This is a genomic window from Thauera sp. WH-2 (assembly GCF_048321015.1).
In the GTDB taxonomy this organism is placed as follows: domain Bacteria; phylum Pseudomonadota; class Gammaproteobacteria; order Burkholderiales; family Rhodocyclaceae; genus Thauera.
Map to the genome: position 1 here is coordinate 390,636 of NZ_JBLWFG010000001.1, position 21,069 is coordinate 411,704.

Annotated in this window: 12 protein-coding genes; 1 reads left to right on the forward strand and 11 read right to left on the reverse strand. The window is 68.3% G+C overall.

The features are described 5' to 3' along the window. Position 1 precedes the first annotated feature (1 nt). The 10 genes from ACNKW1_RS01905 to ACNKW1_RS01950 form a co-directional block, all read right to left on the reverse strand. A complete protein-coding gene (locus tag ACNKW1_RS01905; protein ID WP_418362903.1) occupies positions 2-1,030 on the reverse strand; it encodes a hypothetical protein in 1,029 nt (342 codons plus the stop codon). A 121-nt stretch (positions 1,031-1,151) separates the two neighbouring features. Further along, a complete protein-coding gene (locus tag ACNKW1_RS01910; RefSeq protein WP_418362904.1) occupies positions 1,152-3,134 on the reverse strand; it encodes a hypothetical protein in 1,983 nt (660 codons plus the stop codon). Positions 3,135-3,276: 142 nt separating this feature from the next. After that, positions 3,277-7,500 carry a hypothetical protein gene (locus ACNKW1_RS01915; RefSeq protein ID WP_418362905.1) on the reverse strand — a complete coding sequence of 1,408 codons (4,224 nt, stop codon included), beginning with the start codon at positions 7,498-7,500 and terminating at the stop codon, positions 3,277-3,279. A gap of 2 nt (positions 7,501-7,502) precedes the next feature. Beyond that, positions 7,503-8,687, reverse strand: a complete 1,185-nt coding sequence (locus tag ACNKW1_RS01920; protein WP_418362906.1) for a S41 family peptidase — start codon at positions 8,685-8,687, stop codon at positions 7,503-7,505. Beyond that, a complete protein-coding gene (locus ACNKW1_RS01925) occupies positions 8,687-9,232 on the reverse strand; it encodes a hypothetical protein (protein ID WP_418362907.1) in 546 nt (181 codons plus the stop codon). Before ACNKW1_RS01925 ends, ACNKW1_RS01920 begins: the two co-directional genes overlap by 1 nt. Next, positions 9,229-9,876: a YMGG-like glycine zipper-containing protein gene (locus tag ACNKW1_RS01930; protein ID WP_418362908.1), complete on the reverse strand. Its 648-nt coding sequence runs from the start codon at positions 9,874-9,876 to the stop codon at positions 9,229-9,231. Before ACNKW1_RS01930 ends, ACNKW1_RS01925 begins: the two co-directional genes overlap by 4 nt. A 75-nt stretch (positions 9,877-9,951) precedes the next feature. Beyond that, on the reverse strand, positions 9,952-11,655 hold the full coding sequence (locus ACNKW1_RS01935; protein ID WP_418362909.1) for a formylglycine-generating enzyme family protein: 1,704 nt from the start codon (positions 11,653-11,655) through the stop codon (positions 9,952-9,954). Positions 11,656-11,679: 24 nt separating this feature from the next. Beyond that, entirely contained in the window at positions 11,680-13,551 is a 1,872-nt protein-coding gene (locus ACNKW1_RS01940; RefSeq protein WP_418362910.1) for an FtsX-like permease family protein, read from the reverse strand. Then, the gene (locus ACNKW1_RS01945; RefSeq protein WP_418362911.1) at positions 13,548-14,309 is read right to left on the reverse strand and encodes an ABC transporter ATP-binding protein; all 762 of its coding nucleotides are present in this window, start codon (positions 14,307-14,309) and stop codon (positions 13,548-13,550) included. The genes ACNKW1_RS01940 and ACNKW1_RS01945 overlap by 4 nt, the downstream gene beginning before the upstream one ends. A 50-nt stretch (positions 14,310-14,359) precedes the next feature. Further along, complete coding sequence (locus ACNKW1_RS01950; RefSeq protein ID WP_418362912.1) at positions 14,360-16,471, reverse strand: VWA domain-containing protein; 2,112 nt, start codon at positions 16,469-16,471, stop codon at positions 14,360-14,362. 240 nt (positions 16,472-16,711) lie between these two features. On the opposite strand from ACNKW1_RS01950, the gene ACNKW1_RS01955 reads away from it, so the two are divergent. Continuing rightward, positions 16,712-20,500: a hypothetical protein gene (locus tag ACNKW1_RS01955; RefSeq protein WP_418362913.1), complete on the forward strand. Its 3,789-nt coding sequence runs from the start codon at positions 16,712-16,714 to the stop codon at positions 20,498-20,500. On the opposite strand, the gene ACNKW1_RS01960 is transcribed toward ACNKW1_RS01955, so the two are convergent. Continuing rightward, entirely contained in the window at positions 20,478-21,062 is a 585-nt protein-coding gene (locus ACNKW1_RS01960; protein WP_418362914.1) for a GrpB family protein, read from the reverse strand. The two genes, ACNKW1_RS01955 and ACNKW1_RS01960, sit on opposite strands and share 23 nt — an antisense overlap. Positions 21,063-21,069 lie beyond the last annotated feature (7 nt).

A 21,069-nucleotide genomic window follows, 5' to 3' on the forward strand; every position in this document is an offset into this window, starting at 1 on the left:
ACTACGCACGCGGTGCCAGCGTCTGCATCGCCTCATGTGCGGGCAGCGGCGCGCCACAGTGCGGACAGGCGGTCGTGCGCGTCTCACCCTTGATCACCCCGCCACAGGCGATGCACGCCCTGCGCCCCGCATCGGGCTCCCATTTTTCCGGCCACTCGAAGCCGTCGAGCTTGAACACCGCATCTCCCGGCGCGTAGTAATCGAACAGGGGTGAGGACACCCGCAGCTTGCGTTGCTTCCCATGTTTCAGCGCCAGCACCAGCGTCCCGCCCGCGCCCTGCTCCGAAGGCTGTTTGTCCACAACCACAGCCCGCCAGGCGGCGCTCGTCTGCCGCCGCGAGCCCAGGGCGAGCGCCAGAAACACAAGGATGAAGAAGGCGAGCGAGCCCAGCACCTCGTCGTTGAGCTCGCCCATCTCCAGCCAGATCACCAGCAGCACCACCGGGATCACCGCGGCGAAGAACAGCCAGGCATACAGCCGGCTCTGGCGACGGTAGCCAAGAAGCCAGCGTACCGATTGATCAACCGTCATGGCTGTGACTGCACCGCGAGAGGCACTCGCGCGGCTCCGACTGCCCCCCACCCGCTTGCTCGCGCGCCGTGCAGACGCACTGCCCGCGGTTTTTCGGGAACGGGTCAACCAGAGGATCAACAGGGCGGCGCCCAACGTGGCGGCCGTCCCGGCATGGAAACCGGCCTCCTTGCGCAGCACGTTGAGCCACGGCGCCGAAGCCAGATAGACCACCGGCTCGACCCTCGCGTAACCACGCGGGCCAGTGTCATGCGCCAACACCCGCGTATGTCCCCCATGGACCTTGCCGTCGGCCGCCCTGAACTCATAGGCCACCACCCACCAGTACTGGTTGAACCACTGCGGCTCGGCACCGCCGGTGCGACGCACCTCCGTGATGGTCGCCGTGGAACCGGCACCGATCCTCAGCAGGACGGGGCCGAGCAGCCCGTAGGCGATCAGCATCAGCACGATCAGCCACACCACGAACGGCCGGCCGCTTTCGACGCGCATATTCATCCCGCGCCGCCGTCAAGATGGGCGCTGCAGCACCTCGCCGGTACGAAGGTGCCCACCCCTCGCCGGGCATCGGCACCCCACTTGTGCAAGTCGTCAGCCCAGGGGAGCGGGAGCACAGTATTCAAGGCTGGCGCGAACACTCGGGCAAGGTCTCGATAAGCTTCATGCACGCGTTGATGTCCCCGGCCTGCAGCCGCACCTGCTGCGGCGCGCCGCTGCCGTGCTTCATCACGGTGTGCTGCCCGTTGCCACGCGTATCGACGCACACGCACACGCCCGCAGATGTTTCGGGCGCCCTCGGCTCGAACTCGCGCAGCTTGAGCGCAAGCAACTGCAAGGTCTCGATGCTGCCCTCCGGCAGCGCCTGCTTGCCGCCCGCATGCGCCACCAACCACGCCTCGATCCCCGCTGCATCCGCCGCGTAGAGGTCGAGGCTCTGGGCGCGCAACTGGAGCGCAAGCGCGTCGTGCTTGGGCTCCAGTTGGCCAAAGCCGCGCAAGGCACGCACAGTGAGATTGCCTTGAGCGGCCAGCGCCACCAGTTCGGGCGCGCGCTTGTCCGCTGCAGGCGCTGCGACGGCCGCTGCAGCCGGAATCGGGGCACCGATCGCGGCCGGACTTGCATTCTCCAGCCAGCGCAGAGCCGGCGCATCACCGCTCCCCAAACCGGGCTCATCCTGAACGAGCAGGTCGCCACGTGCCGAAGCCACCAGTGCGGCGAAACGGTTGTTCACCAGCCCCTGCTCCGGCACCACCTCCTGAAAGACCCCTTCAGCAGAGTAGATCCAGAAGCCGTCTTCTGCGTCATCAAACACATACACCCGGCCGATGCCGTCCGTCGCAAGGTGCTCGATGCTGAAGTACTGCCTCGACTCCCCCGGCAGCGGATCGAAGCCGGTTCCGGTATAGGTCCATTCCGCGATCTGCTGGCCCTGCGCGTCTAGACGCACGATCCGGTCTGCCCGATCACCGTCCACGCCGAGCACCACGCCGCCATCCGGCATACGTGCAGCAGCGTGGTGTTGGGGCAAGGCGATCTCGGTGAGAATCTCGCCCGCTGCAGAAAGCGTCATGAGCACGAGGGCATCGTCGCTTGCCCGTTGGCCGGTCAGCCACAGCTCACCCGCCGGGCCGACCCACAAACTGCGGATCTCCTTCAGTCCGCGCTCAGGCAGGGTCTTCCGGTCGAGCGCATGCGCCGCAACCGGCCTGCCATCGCGTTCGAAAATGCGGATGACCGGATCCCCATAGCCATCATCGACCAGGTAGACGCGCCCCTCCGGCCCGAAGGCGAGCCCCTTGCCCTGCTTGAAGGCATCGGGTGGCGACGGCTCATTGTAGGCATGCTTGCTTCCCCACTCGTGCATCACGCTGCCATCGGCCGCGAACACCAGCACCCTTGCGTGCTTCCAGTCCCCCAGCGCCACTGCGCCGTCGGGCGCGACGGCTGGCCCGAACGTGTACTTGAGCTTGTCGCCATCGACCAGATAGGTGATCTCGCGCAGGGGACGCAGGGGCGGCTGGCGATCTTCGACGGCCTCGGCCAGCATGGCCTTGATTGCAGCGGTGTGCGCGTCGAAAAAAGTGCTCGTACCCGCCAGCATCGCTGCCTGGAACATGCCGTCCGCATCCGGTTCACGCGCGATCATCATGGTCGAATCCAGCCGCACGCTCAGTCCTTCCCGGACCTGCTGATCGCCACCAACACGCAGCAGGACGGCCGGACGACTGCCCAGCATCGCGTCCTCCTGGGTCAGCGAGAAGTTGCTCACCTTTTCGTCCTCACCCATCTTCTTGAACTGCCCGAGGATGTCATCGAGCGTTCCGCCGCGTTTAGGCGGGCGCTCACGACCGACGTGCACCATGCCAAACGGCAGCCTGGAAAAATCCTCCTCGCTCATCCCCTCCGGGATGTCCTCGGTCTTGGCCTCCGGATGGCGGGCGCTGTAGTAGCCGACCCCGCCATCGTCCATTCGCGGCCGCCAGTTCGCCGGTACCTGCACATGGAAGGGCGGCATCCATCGCCACACACGCTCGCCCTCCGCTGCCTGCGCGGCGTCCGCTTGCGATAGTCCGAGCAGGGGCAGCGCAAGCATGGCTGCCATGCATAGATCGGTCGCCCGCACACGCCACCATCGTTGCCTCTTCGTGGAGCGGTGGACAACGGCCCGGCAGCCTTGCATTTCGCTTCGCATCATCATGATCTACTCCGTTGCGGGCAGTTGCCCGTCAGGTCCGAGTGAGTCTTCACTGCTTCGCCGCGGCGGCAGGGTGATCCGCAAGCCGCGACGGGGGATCCTTCATCAGGCGGGCAAAGCCCTGGCGGATCCGCTCCACATCCACCTGTCCGCCGTTCATCGCGGCGAACTGCTCGAGCATCGCCAGGCGCTGCGCCTCGCTCACCTTCTGGCCGCCGCTGGCAGCGGCCATCGACTGGTATTTCTCGTCCAGCGTCGCACCCGGCGCCGAGGCGAGCACCGAAGTCATCTGGCCCTCGACCATCTTCGCCATATCGGTGACCGCCTTGCGGTTCGCGGCGTTCTCCGGCCCGGTGCCAGCCAGTGTGTGCACCACGACCAGCGTACCGCCCGCCGCGACCAGCGCGCCGGTATCGCCGTCGTACAACAGCGCACGCACCATGCACGAATCCTCGCTGCGGAAGTTGCGGACCAGCCTTCCCTCCGCGCTCTGCCACACCTGCGTGGTATCGCTGAACTCCCACACAAAGACCGGTTCTCGCGGCATCAGACGCGGCGGCAGGCTGGCCGGAATCACCGTGTCCTCGTTCGCAAATGCGAACACCACCGCCGGCAATCTCAGTGCCGCCAGTGGCCCGAGCGCGGGCAGCTCGAGCTGGAGGGTGAAGTCGAGCGGATCGCTTCGGCCCTCGAGGCGCAGTTCGACCCCGAAGCCCAGGCTGCCGCCGGTGACGTCCTTGCCCACCTTGGCCGCGACCCAGTGCATCTCACTGTCGCCGCGGACCAGCGCCCGCCCGGGCTGGGGCTGAGTGTCGAGCACCTCGAGGCGGGGCTCGAGGCTGCGGGCCTGAAGGCGGTAGGCGGGCTGCGGCAACTCGCTCAAGTTGAGCACCCGAAGCGGAATGCGCACGCGCTCGCCCGCCTGCGGCACCCCATCGGCGTTGTTGGGCAGGCCCTCGGCGCGGGCGTCGTCCACCGGCCCGTCGATCACCACGGTCAGCGTCTCGCCCGGAACGACCTTGAGCGGCAGCACCGGCTGCACCACGTCCGCGCGACCACCCACGCGCGCCTGCAACTCGACGCGGGCGCCCTCCTCCTTGCCCACGGGACGCGCCTCGACGCGCACCGGCGCAAGCACGAGCGGCTTGCCGCGGGCAAGCCGCGCCACCTCCTGCGGCCGCGTGTCGGGGTCGAGTGCGAGCGGCGCGGCAGTCATGGGCGTGATCACCAGCCCCGCGATCGGCGTCGGCTCGAAGGTCTCCAGCGTCATCGTCAGCGCGGCGCGCTCGCCCCCCTCCAGGCTAGCGGTTCGCGGCGCGGCGTCGGGCTCGTCCACCGGGCGCAGTGCGTGCTCGGCGATGACCAGGCTCAGCAGATAGTCGAAATCCACGCTGAACGCACGCGCCCTGCGCTTGCGCTGGTCGGCCACACTCAACTGCACGGTGTGGCGCCCCGCCCCCGGCGTTTGCCGGTCGAAGCGGTGCTCGAGGTGCAGCGTGCGTCCCTGGTCCTCGACCTTGATCACGGGCTCCAGCTTCAGCCCACCGATGGCAGCGCGCACACTGTTCGCGTCCCAGACCGTCTCCCGTGCCTGCAGCCGGAGGGTCAGTCTGGCGGCTTGTTCACGGGTCGCCGGTTCGAAGCGCGCCTCCAGCGTGACCGGCTCCTGCACCCATAAAGGCACGCGCAGGCTGCGCTCCGAGGCCTCCCCGCGCGGCGAGGTCACCGCGAAGTCGAGCACCAGCTCGCCCTCCTCATCCACCGGCGCAGCACCGAGCGCGAACGGCAGCTCGAACTCGGCCGGCGCGCCGGGTGAGAGTCGGGCTTCGTTCAGGCTCGCCGCGCCAGGCCTTGCCCAGGAGGGGCCCTGCACCCGCAGCAGCTTGAGTCCCCAGGTCTGCGCAGCATCCGCCTCCGCGGCGGTTTCGACCTTCACCGCCAGCAGGTTGTCGCCCGTCTCCGCGCTCACTCCGAACGGCCGCACCGCCCCCGCAACCGATGCCGCCGCGGCATCGCCCGGCCACTGCACCCGCCCCAGGGCCTGCAGCTTGTCGCCCCCTTCGGCGCGCCCCGCCCAGGCCACCGCAAGCCCCTCGTCACGGATCACCTCGACCCGGCCGGCGGTTTTGTACTTGTGCGTGCGCCGGTAATCGGCAGGAATCGGACAGTGCGGGCAGTAGGGCGAGTACTGCAGCGCCCAGTCGAACTCCACCAGATAGGTCCCCGGCTCACTCAAGGCAAGCGCCCATTCATGCTCCGCCTGGTCCAGAGTGCAGAAGGCGTCTTCCTGACGCAGCATCACCAGATCGTCGCCCTCCTCGCGCGACAGCGTCCAGCTGCATTTCACCTGTTCGTAGACGTAGGTGCCCTCGCGTCCGTCCGTGCCGCCGAGAAAGTCCAGTTCCCGGCGGATCGATTCGTTCGCCTCCCGCACCACCTTCCACTCGCCCTTGGAGCGCACGCTGGCCTTGACCTCCACCACCGGCGCATCCGCACCGTCGCGCGCAGCCGGCAGGCGCGCGGGATCGGGCGAGAACCCAACCAGGAAGGGCTGGGTCGTCAGGAAAGTGTCGAGCCCGAGCAAGGCAGTCTCCAGGCTATCCTGCATCGCGACCCGCTCGGTCAGCCACAGCTGCAGGATCGGCACCGAGCAGCGGCTCACCAGCGCATCGCGGCGACCTTCGTCGGCCTTGCGCAGGGTCTCGCCACGCTCGGCGCCATAGTCGCGCTGGGTCGCCTGATCGGCGAAATAGAACACCCGGTCGCGTACCGAAGAGACCTTCGCGTAGCGCTCTGCCAGATCGCGCGCGGTCACGTTCGCCTTCAGGAAACCCTCGGAGCCCTTGACCTGGGAGATGCCGGCGAGCAGGTTGTCGCAGTCCTGCGTCATAGACACCATGCCGTAACCGAAGGACTTGGCTTCCTCCAGAATGGCGTCCACCGCGGTGGCAAGCGCCCCCAGCGGCAGGCTGGCGATCATCGCCACCTCGATGCCGGCCTGCTTCGCCGCCGCGAGCATGCCCTCCTCGCCAGCTTTGGCGGCGACACCCGCTACCGCGCGGTAGCTGGCATAGGCCGCCACCGCCTTGATCAGGACCGTTCCCGCACGCGCCATCTGGTCGACCGGGAGCTTGAGCTGCAGCTCGCTCAGGGTCGTGCGCAGCTTGGTCCAGCGCGGGTGCGGGTCGGTCAGTACGTGCTTGAAGAGCTGACGCTCCTTGCCGCCCATGCGCAGGTAGCCCTCGATCAGACGTCCTTCGCTGTAGGCGTTGGCCAGCGCCCGCTGCACCCGCCCGGACTTCAGCAGCGCCTTCGCATCCTCCGGCTTCATGCTCTGCAGGCTGCGCACCAGCATGTCCAGCTCGCCGGTGACGGCGCTGTTGCCCAGCCGAAGCAGGTTGCGCGCCTTCTTGATGTCGCCGAGCGCACGCTGCAGATGTTTGCCCACCTTGCCCGGATCGCCGACATCGAGCGCATCGCGCCCCTTTTCCAGCCACTGGAAGGCGTTGCTGATCGAACCCTCGGGGGTGAAGTTCATTGCCCCCTGGCCAAAGTGATAGAGCTCGGCGCTGTTGACCCACACCCGGCCGTTGCGACTGTAGATGAGCTTGCCGGTCTGGCGCTCGTAGGACTGCACGTAGGCGGCCTTGCCGCTGCCCCAGATGCCGTCGGCAGCCTTCTTCTCGATGTCCTTGAGCGACATGGTGGTGTCGGGATCGATCGCCAGGTTCGGGAAGCCCTTGAGCTCGTCGCGGAAGATGCGTGCGGCCTGGCTCGCATCCTCTGCATGCGCGACGAGCTGTTCGGGCGGATACACGTTGATCGTGCCGAGCACCCGGTGTCCGCGCGTACCCGGCGCGATCGAGCCGTACTTGCGCTTGACCGCCTCGCGGATGCTGTCCTGGGTCTTGCGCCATTTGGCCAGCGCCGAGGCGTCATCCATGCCCTCCGACACCAGCAGTTTCATGTCGTGATCGGAAACGCTGTCCAGGCTTTTCGTCGCATGCTCGGCTGCAAGCGGATCCTTGTACTTTTTGTTGCCGCCGGTCCATGAGCCGATGCCCATGAGCGCGACATCCGGGTCGCGCGCCACCACATCCTTGAGGATGACCATCAGCTCTTCGTTGGTGTGTTGCGCCCAGGCCGGCAGCGCAATCGCCAGCAGCAGACCGAGGCAGGCAGACCGGAACAGCGCCGCCCTTGCCGCACGCCGCGCAGCTGCCCCCCCAGCCCGGGAGAACCAGGACTGCACCCACAGCAAGGGCTCGTACACGATCATCCTCCTCCCGCTGGCCGAGGCCCTTCCGTCCCCAGCCGCACACGCGCAAGCCGCAGCAGATCCGGCAGACGCACCAGCGTGGTCGCGTCCACCTCGACATCGGGGCTCAAGCCCCGTCCCGAGCAGCTCTGCCCATCGGGCAGCAGCACCTCGAGATTGGTGAAGCGCAGCACCGAGCCATCCGAGAGCCGGGCATCGGTCTGTGAGCTGCACTTGCCGAAACTGTGTCCCCCGATCAGGACGGCGCGCCCATGGGCCTGGAGCGTACCGGCGAACACCTCTGCCGCGCTCGCGGTATCGGGGCCGATCAGCAACGCGAGCGGCATGTCGAGCTTGGGCCCGCCCGGCGCCCGGACCTCGCGCGGCGGCGCCGAGCGTGAACGCAAGGTGCCGAGCAGCGCCCCCTGCGGCAGAAAAGCGGCGGCCAGATCGAACGCCTCGTAGAGATCGCCCCCCGGCGCCGCACGCAGGTCGATCACCAGCGCGGGCGGCGCGCCCTCGGAGCGCCCCCGGCCAAGATGGGCCACCGTCGCCAGCGCCGCCGTGCGCGTGATGCTGCCGACGAAGTCGCGTATGCGCAGCACCGGCAGCGCCCCCGCCTCCACCAGTTCCACCTCGAGCGGGGTGAAGCGCGCACGCTCGAGCGTCACCGTCCGGCGACGTCCATCGCCATCGGCAAACGCAATGCGCACCCGGCTGTCCACCTCTCCGCGCAACAGCACGGCCACCTCCTGCACGGCACGGCCACCCAGCGCACGGCCATCCACCTCGAGCAGCCGCGCGCCATCCGGAATGCCGGCACGATCGGCCGGCCCCCCCTGGTAGACGTCGAGCAACACCGCATCGCCCTGCGTCAGCAGCCGCGCGCCGATGCCGCTCGATTCCGCCGCGCCCAGCAGCGGCGAACGATAGGCATCGGCCGCGAAATAGCGCGCGTGGCGATCGATCGCCCGCAGGGCAGCGTCGAATGCGTCGGGCGCCCCCGCCTGCACCGCGGGCGCGCGCCCGGTGGCATCGAGCCCCGCCAGCCGGGCTAGCGCCTGCTCGTCCGGGGGATCGACGAGCGCGCTCGCCAGCAGGGCACGAATCTCATCCACCGGCGCAGCCCGCACCGTCGTCACGCCGCCCGCCCAAACCAGAAGCGCGGACAACAGGAGCGGACGGAGCGTGGCCAAAGGCATCAGCGTGCGAGCTCCAGCTGCATCTTCATGAGCAGGTCGTACTCGCGCTGCAGCGCACGGCGCTGCTCCTCGAGCTGGCTGCGGCGCAGATCGGTTTCGGCGTCGCCCAAGCCGCTGCCCTCGAGCGCGTCGAGCGCACTCGTCTGCTGCGCGCTCTTGCGCTTGAGCTCCGCGAGACGCGACTGCAGCTCGCCAACGCGCTGCGCATCCGCACCCTGCTGGCTCGTCATCGTGCCGACCTTCTTCTCCAGGCCTGCGATGTCGGCGTCGAGCTTCTTCACCCGCGCACGCTCGGCGGCAAGCTGGCGTCCGGCGTCGGATTTGCGCGACTCGAGCTGGGCCCGCTCCATCTCGAGCCCGCGCTGCGTCTCGCGCAACTGCGCCAGGCGGTCCTCACGCTCGACCACGCGGGCCTCATAGGCGCCCGAACTCAAGCCCGAAACGCCCCCCAGAAACCCGCCCTCGCGCGGATCGGTGGACAGGTTCGCGCACCCGGTCAGCGCCACGGCCGCTGCAGCGGCGGCCAGCCGAATCGTCGCACTCATACCGAGAGCCTCTGGTCGATGCGCGCGAGCTGGCTGCTGCCCTCACGCAGCTTGTCGAGGTTCTTCTGCAGCTCCGCAACCTCCTTCTCCAGACGTGCGATGTGGGCATCGCCGGCCGGACGGCTCCCGCGCTCCTCGGCGAGGATCGCGTTCTGCACCTCCAACTCCTTGGCCAGCGTCTGCTCGAGCTTGTTGCTGTCGTCGATGCGCTTCTGCAGATCGGTGCGCTTGGCGACCAGGACCTCCTTCTTCACCTTGCCGCTGTCGTAGCGCGCGCGCAGGGTCTTGGTCTCCTTCTCCAGCGCGGCGACCTCCGTATTCAGCTTCTTGTTGTAGGCGACTGCGGTGGCGTTGAACTCATCGGTGCGGGCGATCTCGGCATCGAGAAACTCTTCGGTGCTCGCGTAGGCCTGCTTGCGCTTGGCAACCTCGTTGCCCACCAGCAAGCCGAGCCCGCCACCGACCGCGGCACCGATTGCCGCACCCTTGCCGTCACCACTGACGGCATAGCCGACCACGGCGCCGAGCAGCGCACCGATCCCGGCGCCCTCGGCCTGGGTGCGCGAAGGGTCGTCCATGTTTGCACAGCCGAACGAGAGGCTTGCCACCAGGGCGGCGATGAGGCTGAGTCTTGCGGTTTTCATGATCTGGATTCTCCTTGTCGAAAGCGTCTGCAACGTTCCTGCTCACGAAGACAACGGCCAGGCGGCCTGCCGTCCTCAACTGTCGGTAAAACCCTTGAAGCGGGCGCGGAAATCTTCCATCCAGCGCTCGGGATCCGCGCGGCGCGTCTCCTCGAACACCTTCGCGTGCTGCTTGAGCACCTCGAGCACCGTCCGCTCGCGCCGCGTGGGCTCACGCCCCTCCAGGGTCTGAAAAGCCAGCGCAACGTGCGCCTTGTCGTATTCGCCAAGCTTGGCCAGCTTGTCGCGGTAGCCGTCGAGCTGTTCGCGCGCAGCGGTTTCCAGCTCAGCCATCGAGGTCTCGACCGCCTTGACCTGCTCGTCGTAGCGGGTGGACATGGCGGCGAGCTCCTTCGCGGTGGTCAGCGTCACCGCGAGGCGCTCCAGCCTGGACAGGTACACCGACAGGTTCACGCCGTTGCGCGCAGCATCCTGCGCGAGGCCACGCGCGTTCTCGCGCTGCGCGAGCTCAAGCTGCTCGCGCGCCTTGCCCATGGTGGCCTGCACCGCGGCGAGCGGCTCGCGCAGCGCCGCGTTCTCCTTCATCAAACGGTCGAGGATCGGGTCGACCGAATCGATCTGCACCGAGGCCTGCGCGACCAGGTTGTCGAGCGTGCGCCCGACCGGGGTGCTGCGCCGCAAATCGGCGCGGTAGGCTTCGTATTCCTTCTCGATCTGCGCGAACTGGGCGGTACTCACCACCACGTTGGCTCCGATTGCCATGCGCGCGCCCGAGTTGAAGGAGCGCCGCTCCTCCATCTTCTTCTGGTCGGCGTTCCATGCGTACACGTCGAGCTCGGCCCGCTGTGCGCTGCGCAGCTCGGCCGCGGGCGTGGAAACCGAACCGCCCCGCACCGCGACCCCGCCCGGCTTGCCCTGCCAGATCTCGGGGCGGAACACGCCAGCGCTCATCTCCTGCACGTTGCCGAACAGGTCATGCAGGCCGAAGGCACCCGCCTTGCGCAGACCGACCGGCCGCAGTTGGTGACGTGCATTGCCCAGATGCCAGGCGTATTCGTTGATCTCACCAGCCGGCATCGGCAGGCGATCGTCGAAGCGTCCCGCTTCGATCGCCTGCAGCCCGCCGCGAGCGGCGTATTCCCACTCTTCCTCCGTCGGCAGCCGAATGAAGCCGGGAACACCCTCAAGGCGTGGCAACCCCTGGACGCGTTCCGGATGCGCAGGATCGAACAGCCATTGGTTGTAGCGCCGCATGAAGGCGAGCACGTCCTGATAGCTGACGAAGGCCAGCGGTTTCATCAGCGCGTCACGCAGCGCCCGCCCCTGCAACGTCGGGAGCTTCTGGTCCTCGGGGTCGCCGCTGGCGGCCAGCAGCGCCTCCATGCCCATCACGGCCACGAACTGGCCGCGTGTGAGCTCGTACTTGCCGAGCACGATCTCCCATTGCTTGCCATCGGCCGCGGGGAAGGAGCCGCTCACCTGCGTGCGCTGAAGCCCCTCGAAGATGCCGCCACTGGCGTCACCGAGCTGGATGATGCGCGCCCGGTCGCCCCAGAAACCCTCGCCGGGCACGGGAATGCGACGGAAGACCATTTCTGCGCCATCGGGCATCGGCAGCACCAGGTCGCCCTCGGCCGGCTTGGGGTTCCACGCGCTCGGCGCAGCGTCCTGGGCCGCCGCCACAGGCGCACCCAAGGCGAGCGTCAGCAGCACCGCCAGCCAGGCAGCACGGCGCTGCAGCGGCTGCCTGGCTCGGGAAGAGTGTTGGGGGGCGTTCATGTACGGTTCTCTCGTGAATCGATGCTATTGCTCTCGGATCGCTTCGGCGGGATCGACCCGCGTCGTCCGCCAGGCGGCCGCCAGCGAGGCGAACGCCGCCAGCGCAAGCGTCGCGCCGCCCGCCAGCGGCAGATAGGCTGCCGGCAGGGAGCAGAAGGCTTCGCCCGGTGCCAGCTGACTGGCAAAGCTGCGGTCGATCACCTCGGCGAGCAGGCCGTAGCCGCCAAAGGAGGCACCCAGCCCGAGCGTGGCGATCATCAGCCCCTGTGCAACCGGGAAGAAAAACACATGCGCACGTGCCAAACCCAGCAGGCGCAGCACGCCAAGGTCGCGCCGGCGACGCTCCACGGCGGCATACAGGCTCGCGACCAGCACGGCCGTGCCGCCGCTGATGCTGAGCACGGCGATCAGCCAGAACAGGCGCGTCAGACCGGTGTCGAGCACCTGGATACGCTCGATCGCCTCCACTTCCGCAATCGTTTCAATGCCTTCAGCCGCGAGCGCGTGATACAGGCCCGGCACGTCGTCGATGCTGCGCGCGTAGAGGCGAAAACCGCGGTAGCCGCCGCGCGCCATCTCGAACCGGCCACTGCTTGCGTCGAACAGCACCGCACGTTGACGCGCGGTGCGCAGGATGCCCAGCAGCTCCACCGGCACCACCGCATGATCGAAGGCGCTGTCGCCGACAGGCAGCAGACTGAAGTCCATGCCGACCACACCCTCCGCCGACAAGCGCACTGCCCCCGCCTGCGCACCCGGGCCCGATTGCGCAGGCCACAGCACGCTGCGCTGGCGCTCCGGCGTGGCCGCCGCTGGGGCGAATCCGCCCCAGGGCGGCGCCGCGACACCGAGGCGGGCCGCCTGCTCCGCGTCCACGGACAAACCGACGAGCTGCAAAGGCTCGCCGCCGGCATCCCGTACCTTGAGGTCGCTCACGTAGGGCAGCAGGATGCGCTGCTCACCCCGCAGCTTCTGCTCGATCGCACGCAGGCTGGACACGGTGATGGCCGCCCCGGGCGTATGCAGGTCGTACGCGGCGAAGCCGCCGGAGGGGGTGAAGCCGAGGCGTTCGGCCACCTGCTCCGGTGCAAGTTCGGTGATACGACCGAAGCCGGTATTGATGATGAGCCCGCTGCGACGGATCGGTGACAGCGGAGCATCGAGCAACAGCACCGCGCCATCGAAGCTCAGGTATGGCTCCGGGGTATCTCCGGCCCAACCACGGGCGGGGGCGCCATAGCCCTCCTTGTAGGCTTCGACATCGAGCACGAAGGCGAGCGGCGCATACACCCGCGCCAGGCTGCCGGCGCGCGCGTCGAGCACCGCCGCGACCCGCAGCGCCGCCTGCGCAACCTCGTTGCGCCCGGCCCGGCTGCGGCTCACCCTGGCCTGCACCACATCACCCGCCTTCACGCCCACGCGCCGCGCCGCCTCCGCGCTGAGAACGAGCTCGTCAGCGCCCGGAATCACCCCGCCATTCTCGAGCAGCAGCGGGTCGCCGGGTGCCGTAGGGACCAGGTCGAGCAGCTCCGGGCGGCCGCCCGTGGCAGGCTCCACACCGAGCACGGAAGACAGGGGCAGGACGGTCGGGGTGAGGAAGGCAATTTCCCCGCGCGTCCGCCAGGCTTCGAACCATTCGGGCGGGTATTCGCGTGTCTGCGCAGGGCGGATCTCGCGGAACACAGGGTCTTCAACGAGCCGGTCGCGCAAGGTCTCGATGGTGCCGTGCTTGAGCCCGAGCAGGACCAGCAGCGGCGCAATCACGGCGGCGAGCGCGATCACCAGGCACAGGGTGAGGATCCACTCGTGCCACAGGCTGTGTGCAGCCAGCGACGACACCAGGCGCGCGGGACGGCGCGGACGGGCAGCGGGGGCCGGAGTGGGCATGTGCATCATCGCAGCCGCTCCATGCGCCGGCATAGCGAGCGCGTCACCTGGGCCGAAACCTGCTCCACCTCGAAGCCGTAGATCCGGTCGGCACGTCCGGCGAGCAGCTCGACATCATGCGTGACCACCACCACGGCGACGGTTTCGTCGCGTGCAAGCGCCTCCATGTCGTCGATGATGGCGCGGGCACGCGCCTTGTCGACCGCGGCCGTAGGCTCGTCGGCGAGCACCAGACGCGGGCCGTGCGCCAGTGCGCGCAGGATCGCAGCGCGCTGGCGCTGCCCGATCGACAGCGCCGAGGGCATGCGGTCGAGGCATTCCTGCACGCCGAGCCGGCTCGCCAGGCGTTCGAGCCGCTCACCCCGCTCGTCCAGGCCCTTGATCCGTCCGGGCAGCGCGATGTTGTCGCGCACCGACAGAAAGGGCAGCAAGCCCCCCGTCTGCAACACGTAGCCCAGGTAATCGCGGCGCAGGCCTGCGAGGGCGGCTTCGTCCGCACGCGCCCACAAGGCCTGCACGTCGAAGCCGCCTGGTCCGTCGCCAGGGTGCAGCTCGAAGCGGCCGACCTCGGTCGGCTCCATCACCAGCGCCAGCATGTCAAGCAGCGTGCTCTTGCCACAACCGCTCTGGCCGACGACGGCGACCAGCTCGCCCGCCTCCACCTCGAAGAAGGGCACCGCGAGCTCGAACACGCTCTCGCCCTGGGTGCGCAGCTTGCGCAGTCCATCCATGCGAACCCGGAATCCACCGCCCTTGCGCGCAGACATCGCCGCTTGCTCCGCTTCGCCCTTCACGCAACCCTGGCGTCCCGTCACGCTCAGGGCAGATAGTCCAGATGCAGGGGATACACCAGCTCCTTGTCCGGGTCGGCGTCGTTGAGCCGGAACCAGGCATCGACCTGTTCGTTGATGGCGCGGTACTGCTCGAGCTTGGCGAGGATGCTCCACTCCAGCTTCGAGCGTTGCTCGGCGGTCATGCTGGCGAACATGTCGTCGGTCAGCGAAAGGATGTCGCTGCGATACGGCAGGCTCTGGATGAACGCCGGCAACAGCCCGCTGTCGGCCAGACGCGCACCGGCCCCGATGTCCTCGGGACGTTTCATCGTCTGCCCCGCGACGCCCTGCAGTGCCTCGAAGAACTGCACCTGGGTGACTTCGGCGCGCATCAGTGCCTGCACCACCTGGTCGAGCGCCTGCGCCAGTGAGGAGAGCTGGTCGCGCGTCACCAGCACGCGCACGTCCAGCGCCCGGTCGGCCGGATTCACCAGGTCGCGGTCCAGCGCCCAGGCGACGATGTCCTTGGGCGGCGAGGCCTCCTTGCCGATGTACTCGATGAGCGCCGCATCCCACACCTTGCTGAGCGACTCGGGCACCTCGATCGCATCGGCGCCACTGGCCACGCCCATGGCCTCGTCCAGCTTCTGCCCGATGCCCCGGGTGACACGATCGACCAACGCACGGTATTCCGCTTCCTCGAAGGCATTGACCGTTTCCAGCGCCGACTGGTCCTGCGAGCCGCGCACGCGCGCAAGGTGGCCGAACTGCGCCACCGCCGTCGGGTGGTCTTCCTTCGCACGCGGGTCCTGCAGGTGGATGGCGAGCAGGTGCACCTGCTGGTCGTCATACTCGCGGCGCAGGTCGGTCTCGTCCTTGCTGGTCTTGTTTTGCGCGTGGCCCTTGGGGTGGGCGCTGGCGTCACCGACCAGGATCACGAAGCGCAACGCGCCCTCACGCCATTTCGACGAGAGCGCGGTCTCGACGCCGGCGAAGGCCTCTTCGGCGTAATCGAGGCTGCCGACCGCCGTCGCACGCGCGTCGTTTTCCAGCAGACCGGCGAGCGTGCCGGCATCGACCAGTTCGGGGGTCAGGTTGCGGGTGAGGTATTCGAGCTGGGGCACGGCCTCGAGCGAATCGCGATACACCACCAGGCCGAAGCGCACGCGGTCAGCCTTGTCGCCGGTGAAGCGGCGTGCCATCTCGGCCACCGCCTCGCGAGTCATGTCGATGAAGGGCTGCATGCTGCGCGTGGTGTCGACCACGAACACGATGTCGGCCTTTACGTCTCGCAAGGCCGCACCCGCTGCATCACGCCCCACTTCGGCCTGGCTGCGGTACTCGGGGTTCTCGAGGCTGTCCGCACCCCGGCTGCGTGGCACCGCCGCCGCGAGCTGCACCAGGCGCGCGTCGTCGCCGTTGATCTGGGTCTGCGACCACTGCAGGATCGGCAGCATGTAGAAATTCTGCGTGATGTCGACGAAGCGCTTGGGCTCCATGCTCACCACCGCATCGGGCGTGTTTCCGGCGTCGATCTCCTTGTACAGGGCCTCTGCGCGCCCCGCCATGTCCATGTCGTCGACAATGCCCTGCAGTCCGGTCTGGTCGCGGAACATCAGCACCGGACGGCGCCCCTCGAGCGGGTTGCCGGGGTGGGTGTAGGACAGCAGCAGCGCCTGGCGCCATTCCAGCACATCACGGGCCTGCATCCAGCCTTCTGCCGCATCACGCGCCGTGCCGACGCGGTACCAGCCCTGCGGTTCGGTGGGGTTGCTCAGATCCAGCCCCTTGCGCTCGAACACGTACAGCGGCTTGAAGGCCGGCAGGTTTGCCCGGGCAACGCCGTCTGCGCTGGCTTGCGCCTCGCGGTACAGGCTGGAAAACGGGCGCGGCAGCACCCTCAGCGGCAGTTGGGTGACCGTCTCGATACAGGGCCCGGTACCCTCGCACTGGACGCCGTCGGCCACCACGGGCGCCGTCCCGGCCTGAACTGCGGACGCGCCTTCCAGCGCATCCGCGCCCGCGGCGGGCGCATGGCCCTCCTTGCCCTCCAGTGCAGACAGCTGCGCAGCAGCCAGACCACTCGCACACAGGGAAACGACGGCAACGCCCCAACGCAAGCGGTGGGCCACACGACGAACGGTTTGTCGGCTCATGACGGCATTCACTCTCATGACATGAGGCATCGATGACGCCTCGATCAAAACAAGCCACCCAATTCGGGCACAACCCGCGCAGAACAACGGAAAACGGGCTCACCGCCATTCTTTCACGTACGGACGATGCGATTCGTGATTCAAGCCACAGTGCCGCTAAAGAATAATGGGGCCGTTGCAAGGCCAAACACCGAAAATGGGGCAAACCGAACGACGGCACTCGATCAAGAGGTCAAGACCATGCCCGACCGCCTCATCGTCCCCTGCTCCAGCTCCTTTCCCACCCCCCGCCCCACCCGAGCGCAAAGCGGTCTGCTGCCACACCCGCACCGCACGCTCCTGAGTCTGGCGACCAGCGCCTGCCTGGCCACCGCTCTGATGAACAGCCCCGCCGCGCTGGGCCAACCCGCTGCACAGGGCGCCGGCGCGGGCGAGCGCGCCATGCAGGGTCAGCAGGACACCGCCGGTGCACTGCGCGATCTCGTTGGCCGCGACGCCCTCACGGTTCGCGCGCTGGTCGCCTTCAACCGCATCCCCGCCAGCGTCCTTGCACCACTGGCCGGACTACGTGCGCGCGGCATCGATGTGCTCGGCGCATCCCCCGAAGCCCTCGCCCGCATGCTCGACGATCCCGCGCTCGATGCCCATCAGCGCACGGCGCTCGGCAAGGCGCTGGAGGTGATCCGCGAGGTCGAAACCGAGGCGGCAGGCGGCAGCGCCAGCACAGCCTCGGCCCCTGACTCCCTGGCCGTGACCCGCCCGCTACCTCCCCCCCTGCCCCCCTTCGCCATGCCAACGGCCCTGCCCATGGTCGAACTCGGCAGCGCGCAGTACGCAGGCATGATCACCACCGCCAAGGAAGCCACCCTGGCCCTGATGGGCCCACTCTCACAAGCGGACGCGGCACGCGTCGAGCAGCGCTGGGCGGGGTACTACGCCTTTCCCGCAGACGACATCCTGCAGTACTTCCGTCGCGCCACACCCATTCTGTCCGAGCTGCTGAACATCCGTGAAGCGATCGCACTCACTGCAGCCGCCTTCGACGACGCCTGGGCCGAAGCGAACATAGCGGCCCAGTACGAGAACGAAGCCTACGCCGGAGCCGCATTGACGCAGGCCGCGTTGCTGAAGGACTACCTGGTCGCCCTCGAGGCGCGCGCGCAGAAGCTCGCCGAGGCCATGCAGGCCCTCGGCGAAGCGCCGGACCCGATCGCCGCACAGGACGCCGCCGCAACCGGTCACCGCAGGGCCACCGACACCCTGCTCGGCCTGCTCACCCCGGCAACAGGCCCCGAGGGCATCTGGTTCGGCGTGTACCAGAACGAGGAGGACCTGTGGATCGACGATCTCGTCGAGCAACCCCTGCTGTTCGTCGTCTACGCCGTTGGCCCGGCCTCCGCCCCGCGTTACCGGGCCCTGTCCCTGGACGCCGAGGAGTACGACGAGAAAACCGACCCGTACATCGACGTCCTCGAGATGCACGAGGACGATGGGCTGCCCATGCCCTCGCTGCTGCCCTACCTCAAGGGTGGCGAGATCCGGCAAACCTTCGAGTTGTCCGACACGGACGAGGACGGCGAAACCAGCACCTGGAGCACGACCGTCAAGGCCCGCGCCCTGTCCGAAGGGCAGGCAGTGCAGTATCCCGAATCGCTCGAACTCTCCCGTGTGGCGGCAGCGAGGGACGCCACGATCGCACGGTCTGCAAAGGAGCGCGCGCAGGAAGCCGCCGCCGCGCAGCAGGGCGACTCGGGCGGTGATGACCCGGTCGCCGCTGCCGGGCAGGCCATCGAGCAGAATGTCCTGGCGCTTGGGGCAGCGGTCGGGGACGCCGTCATCAAGGGTTTGACGAAGTCACAGTACGAAGACATCGCACGCCACCATGCGCTCACGCCCGCCTTCGTGGCTGCAGCGCGGCAATGGCTGCAGGAGCGCCCCTTCTCGGAAGACACGACCCTGGCAGAGGACAGGGCACGCCTTTCCGCCCTGGTCGCAGCGCGCGACGGTGGCGGGGTCGCCGCCCAGCGAGCACCCGCAATCGCCCCCGCCGCAAAAGCGCCCTCCCCGGCAGCGAAGAACGACGACGCCAAGGCGAGCGCGAAATCCGAAGCCGAAGCGAAGGCCGAGGCCGAAGCCCAGCGCGAGCGCATCGACTTCCACCGTCACAACATCCGCTTCGTCGAAGCCAACCTCGCACGCGATCGCACCGAGCTGGCCGCCGAAACCGACCCCGAGCGCCGCGCCGCGCTCGAGTTCCGCATCGTCGGTGCGCTGTCCGACATCCAGAGCGAGAAGGACCTCATCGCCTCGATCGAGACCGGCGAGCTCGTCCGCACCCGCTCGCCCTTCGACGACTATGCCCATGCCGGCTTCATCGCCAGCATCCGCGACAACCAGCAGCGCATGGAGCGCTTCCAGCGCGGCACAGCCTCGCTGTTGAAGCTCGCCTCCATGCTGCCCGGCGAGGAAGGCGAGAACGCGCGCGCCTTCGTCGAGCGCCAGCTCACCCCCGAGGTGCGCACCACGATGGACCAGGCGGCGATCCAGCAGATCGCCGATGCGCTCGGCAAGAAGGTGCAGGGCCACTACCTCGGCCAGCAGGCGCAGGACGAGGAAGCGGCCGCGCTGGCGAACTTCGGGCTGGAGGCCTCGGAGAACATCAAGACCGCCGCCGACACCGGCATGATGGTCGCCTCGCTCTTCGGCGGGCAGGCGGTGGACACCGCCTACCAGGCCGTCACCGGCTACATCGAGGGCGGCCCCACCGAGGCCGTGCTGCGCACCGTCAGCAGCATCGGACCGCGCACGGGCGCGGCGGTCGAGGCCCTGCGCGGCTACCGCGAGGGCGGGCTCACCGAGGCCGCAAAACGCGGCAGCATCTCCTTCATCACTTCGAAGGGCATTGAATATGGCATGGGCAAGGTCGTGGCTCGCGCCGGGCGCGGCGGAATCGATGCCGACGGCCCCGCCCCCACCGCCAAGGCCAAGGCCGCAGACGCCGCACCGCCTTCGAAAACAGGGACGAGCGATGCTGCGCCCGCCCCGATCGGCCCCACCGCCTTCGAGCGCGAGGCGCAAGCGCAATTCAACCGCGCGCGCAAGGAAGGCGAGGCCCTGGTGCAGGACCTGCGTACCGCCCAGCAACGCTTGGCCGACGCCGGCAGCGCCGGCCGCCCAGCCGCTGAACTGGCGCAGATCCAGAAGGAGATCCGCGACAAGGTCACGGCCATCAACGGCAACCCGAACGCAAAGAACTACCTCAAGTACAAGGGCGACCCCACCACCCAGCGCATGTACGTGCTGCAGCTCGAATCGGTACACGGCGACGTCGAACGACAGTTCCACCAGAACATGCGCGACCGCGGCTGGAACCAGCAGGCGCTGAAGGAGATGCGCAACGCTGCCAGCGCCGGCTCGGTGGGCATGGACTTCGACATCGGCCTCGACGAGGCGGCGATGAAGTCGCTCACCCGCAACGGTGAGCCCGCCAAGCTGCACACCTGGCAGAGCGAGGCACAAGAGGCCTGGGAAGCGGCCTACGCCAAGATCACCGGCCGCAACGCCGAGCTCGCCTGGGAGAACGTCACCACCAGCAAGCACCTCGAGAGCTATCGCGACACCGCCTGGCTGGCCGCGGACAAGTCCAGGGTCAGCAAGGCATGGGGACAGCAGGCTGCCGATGTCACCCGCTACAAGAGCTGGCACATGCTCGAGGAGGCGCCTAACCTCAGCCACTTCGAGCGCCTGCAGGAAGTCAGCCGCGGCGCTGCGAAGGACTTCGACACCAAGGTCGCCCCCATGCTCGACCGCATCAAGCCGACTGCGGGCAGCGCCGACCACTTCAAGACCTCACGCCAGCACTGGCAGGAGGTGCGCCAGGTGCTGGCCGACTTCGGCAACAACACCATCGACCCCATCACCGCCAACCGCCGCATCCGCATGCTCACTGGCGGCAAGGACATCCCGCAGGTGGTCGACGAGATGGCGATGCTGATGGAGGCGGCGATCAAGTTCGGTCCGGGCGGCTGAGCTCCCTGCGCGCGGCCTCCATCGCCGTGCGCACGAAGCGCGTCTTCGCCTTCGCGTAGGCGACGCGGTCGTCGGGGTGCTCGGCCGCGATGCGCTGCTTCAACGCACCGTATTCACATGCCGCCTCCGGGTGGGCGCGCAGGTAATCACGGAACAGCAAGCGCGCCCACTCCGAGGAGCCCGGCTCCAGGCAGTGAATGTGATGCGTGCGCCGCCCCGCCGCATCACGACGGATGAACCACGCGTACGCGATCCCCGGCAGCCCACGCTCGCGGTCGCGCCAGAAGAACTCATAGCCCTGTCGCTTCAGCTCGGGCGCGATACGCTGCACCACATCGGCCATCGAGCGCACCTCGACCAGCATGTCGATGATCGGCTTTGCCGCCAGCCCCGGCACGGCGGTACTGCCGAAGTGCTCGATGCGCCCGATCAGTTCCGCCGGCAATTGCGCCCGCAGCCGCGCCGCCTCTTCCTCGAAACGCGCTGGCCAGGCGGGATCGTAAGGCACGATTTCCACCCGCTCCTGCAGCGCGCGTTGGACATGGCGGGGTTTTGCGCTCATGTAGCAA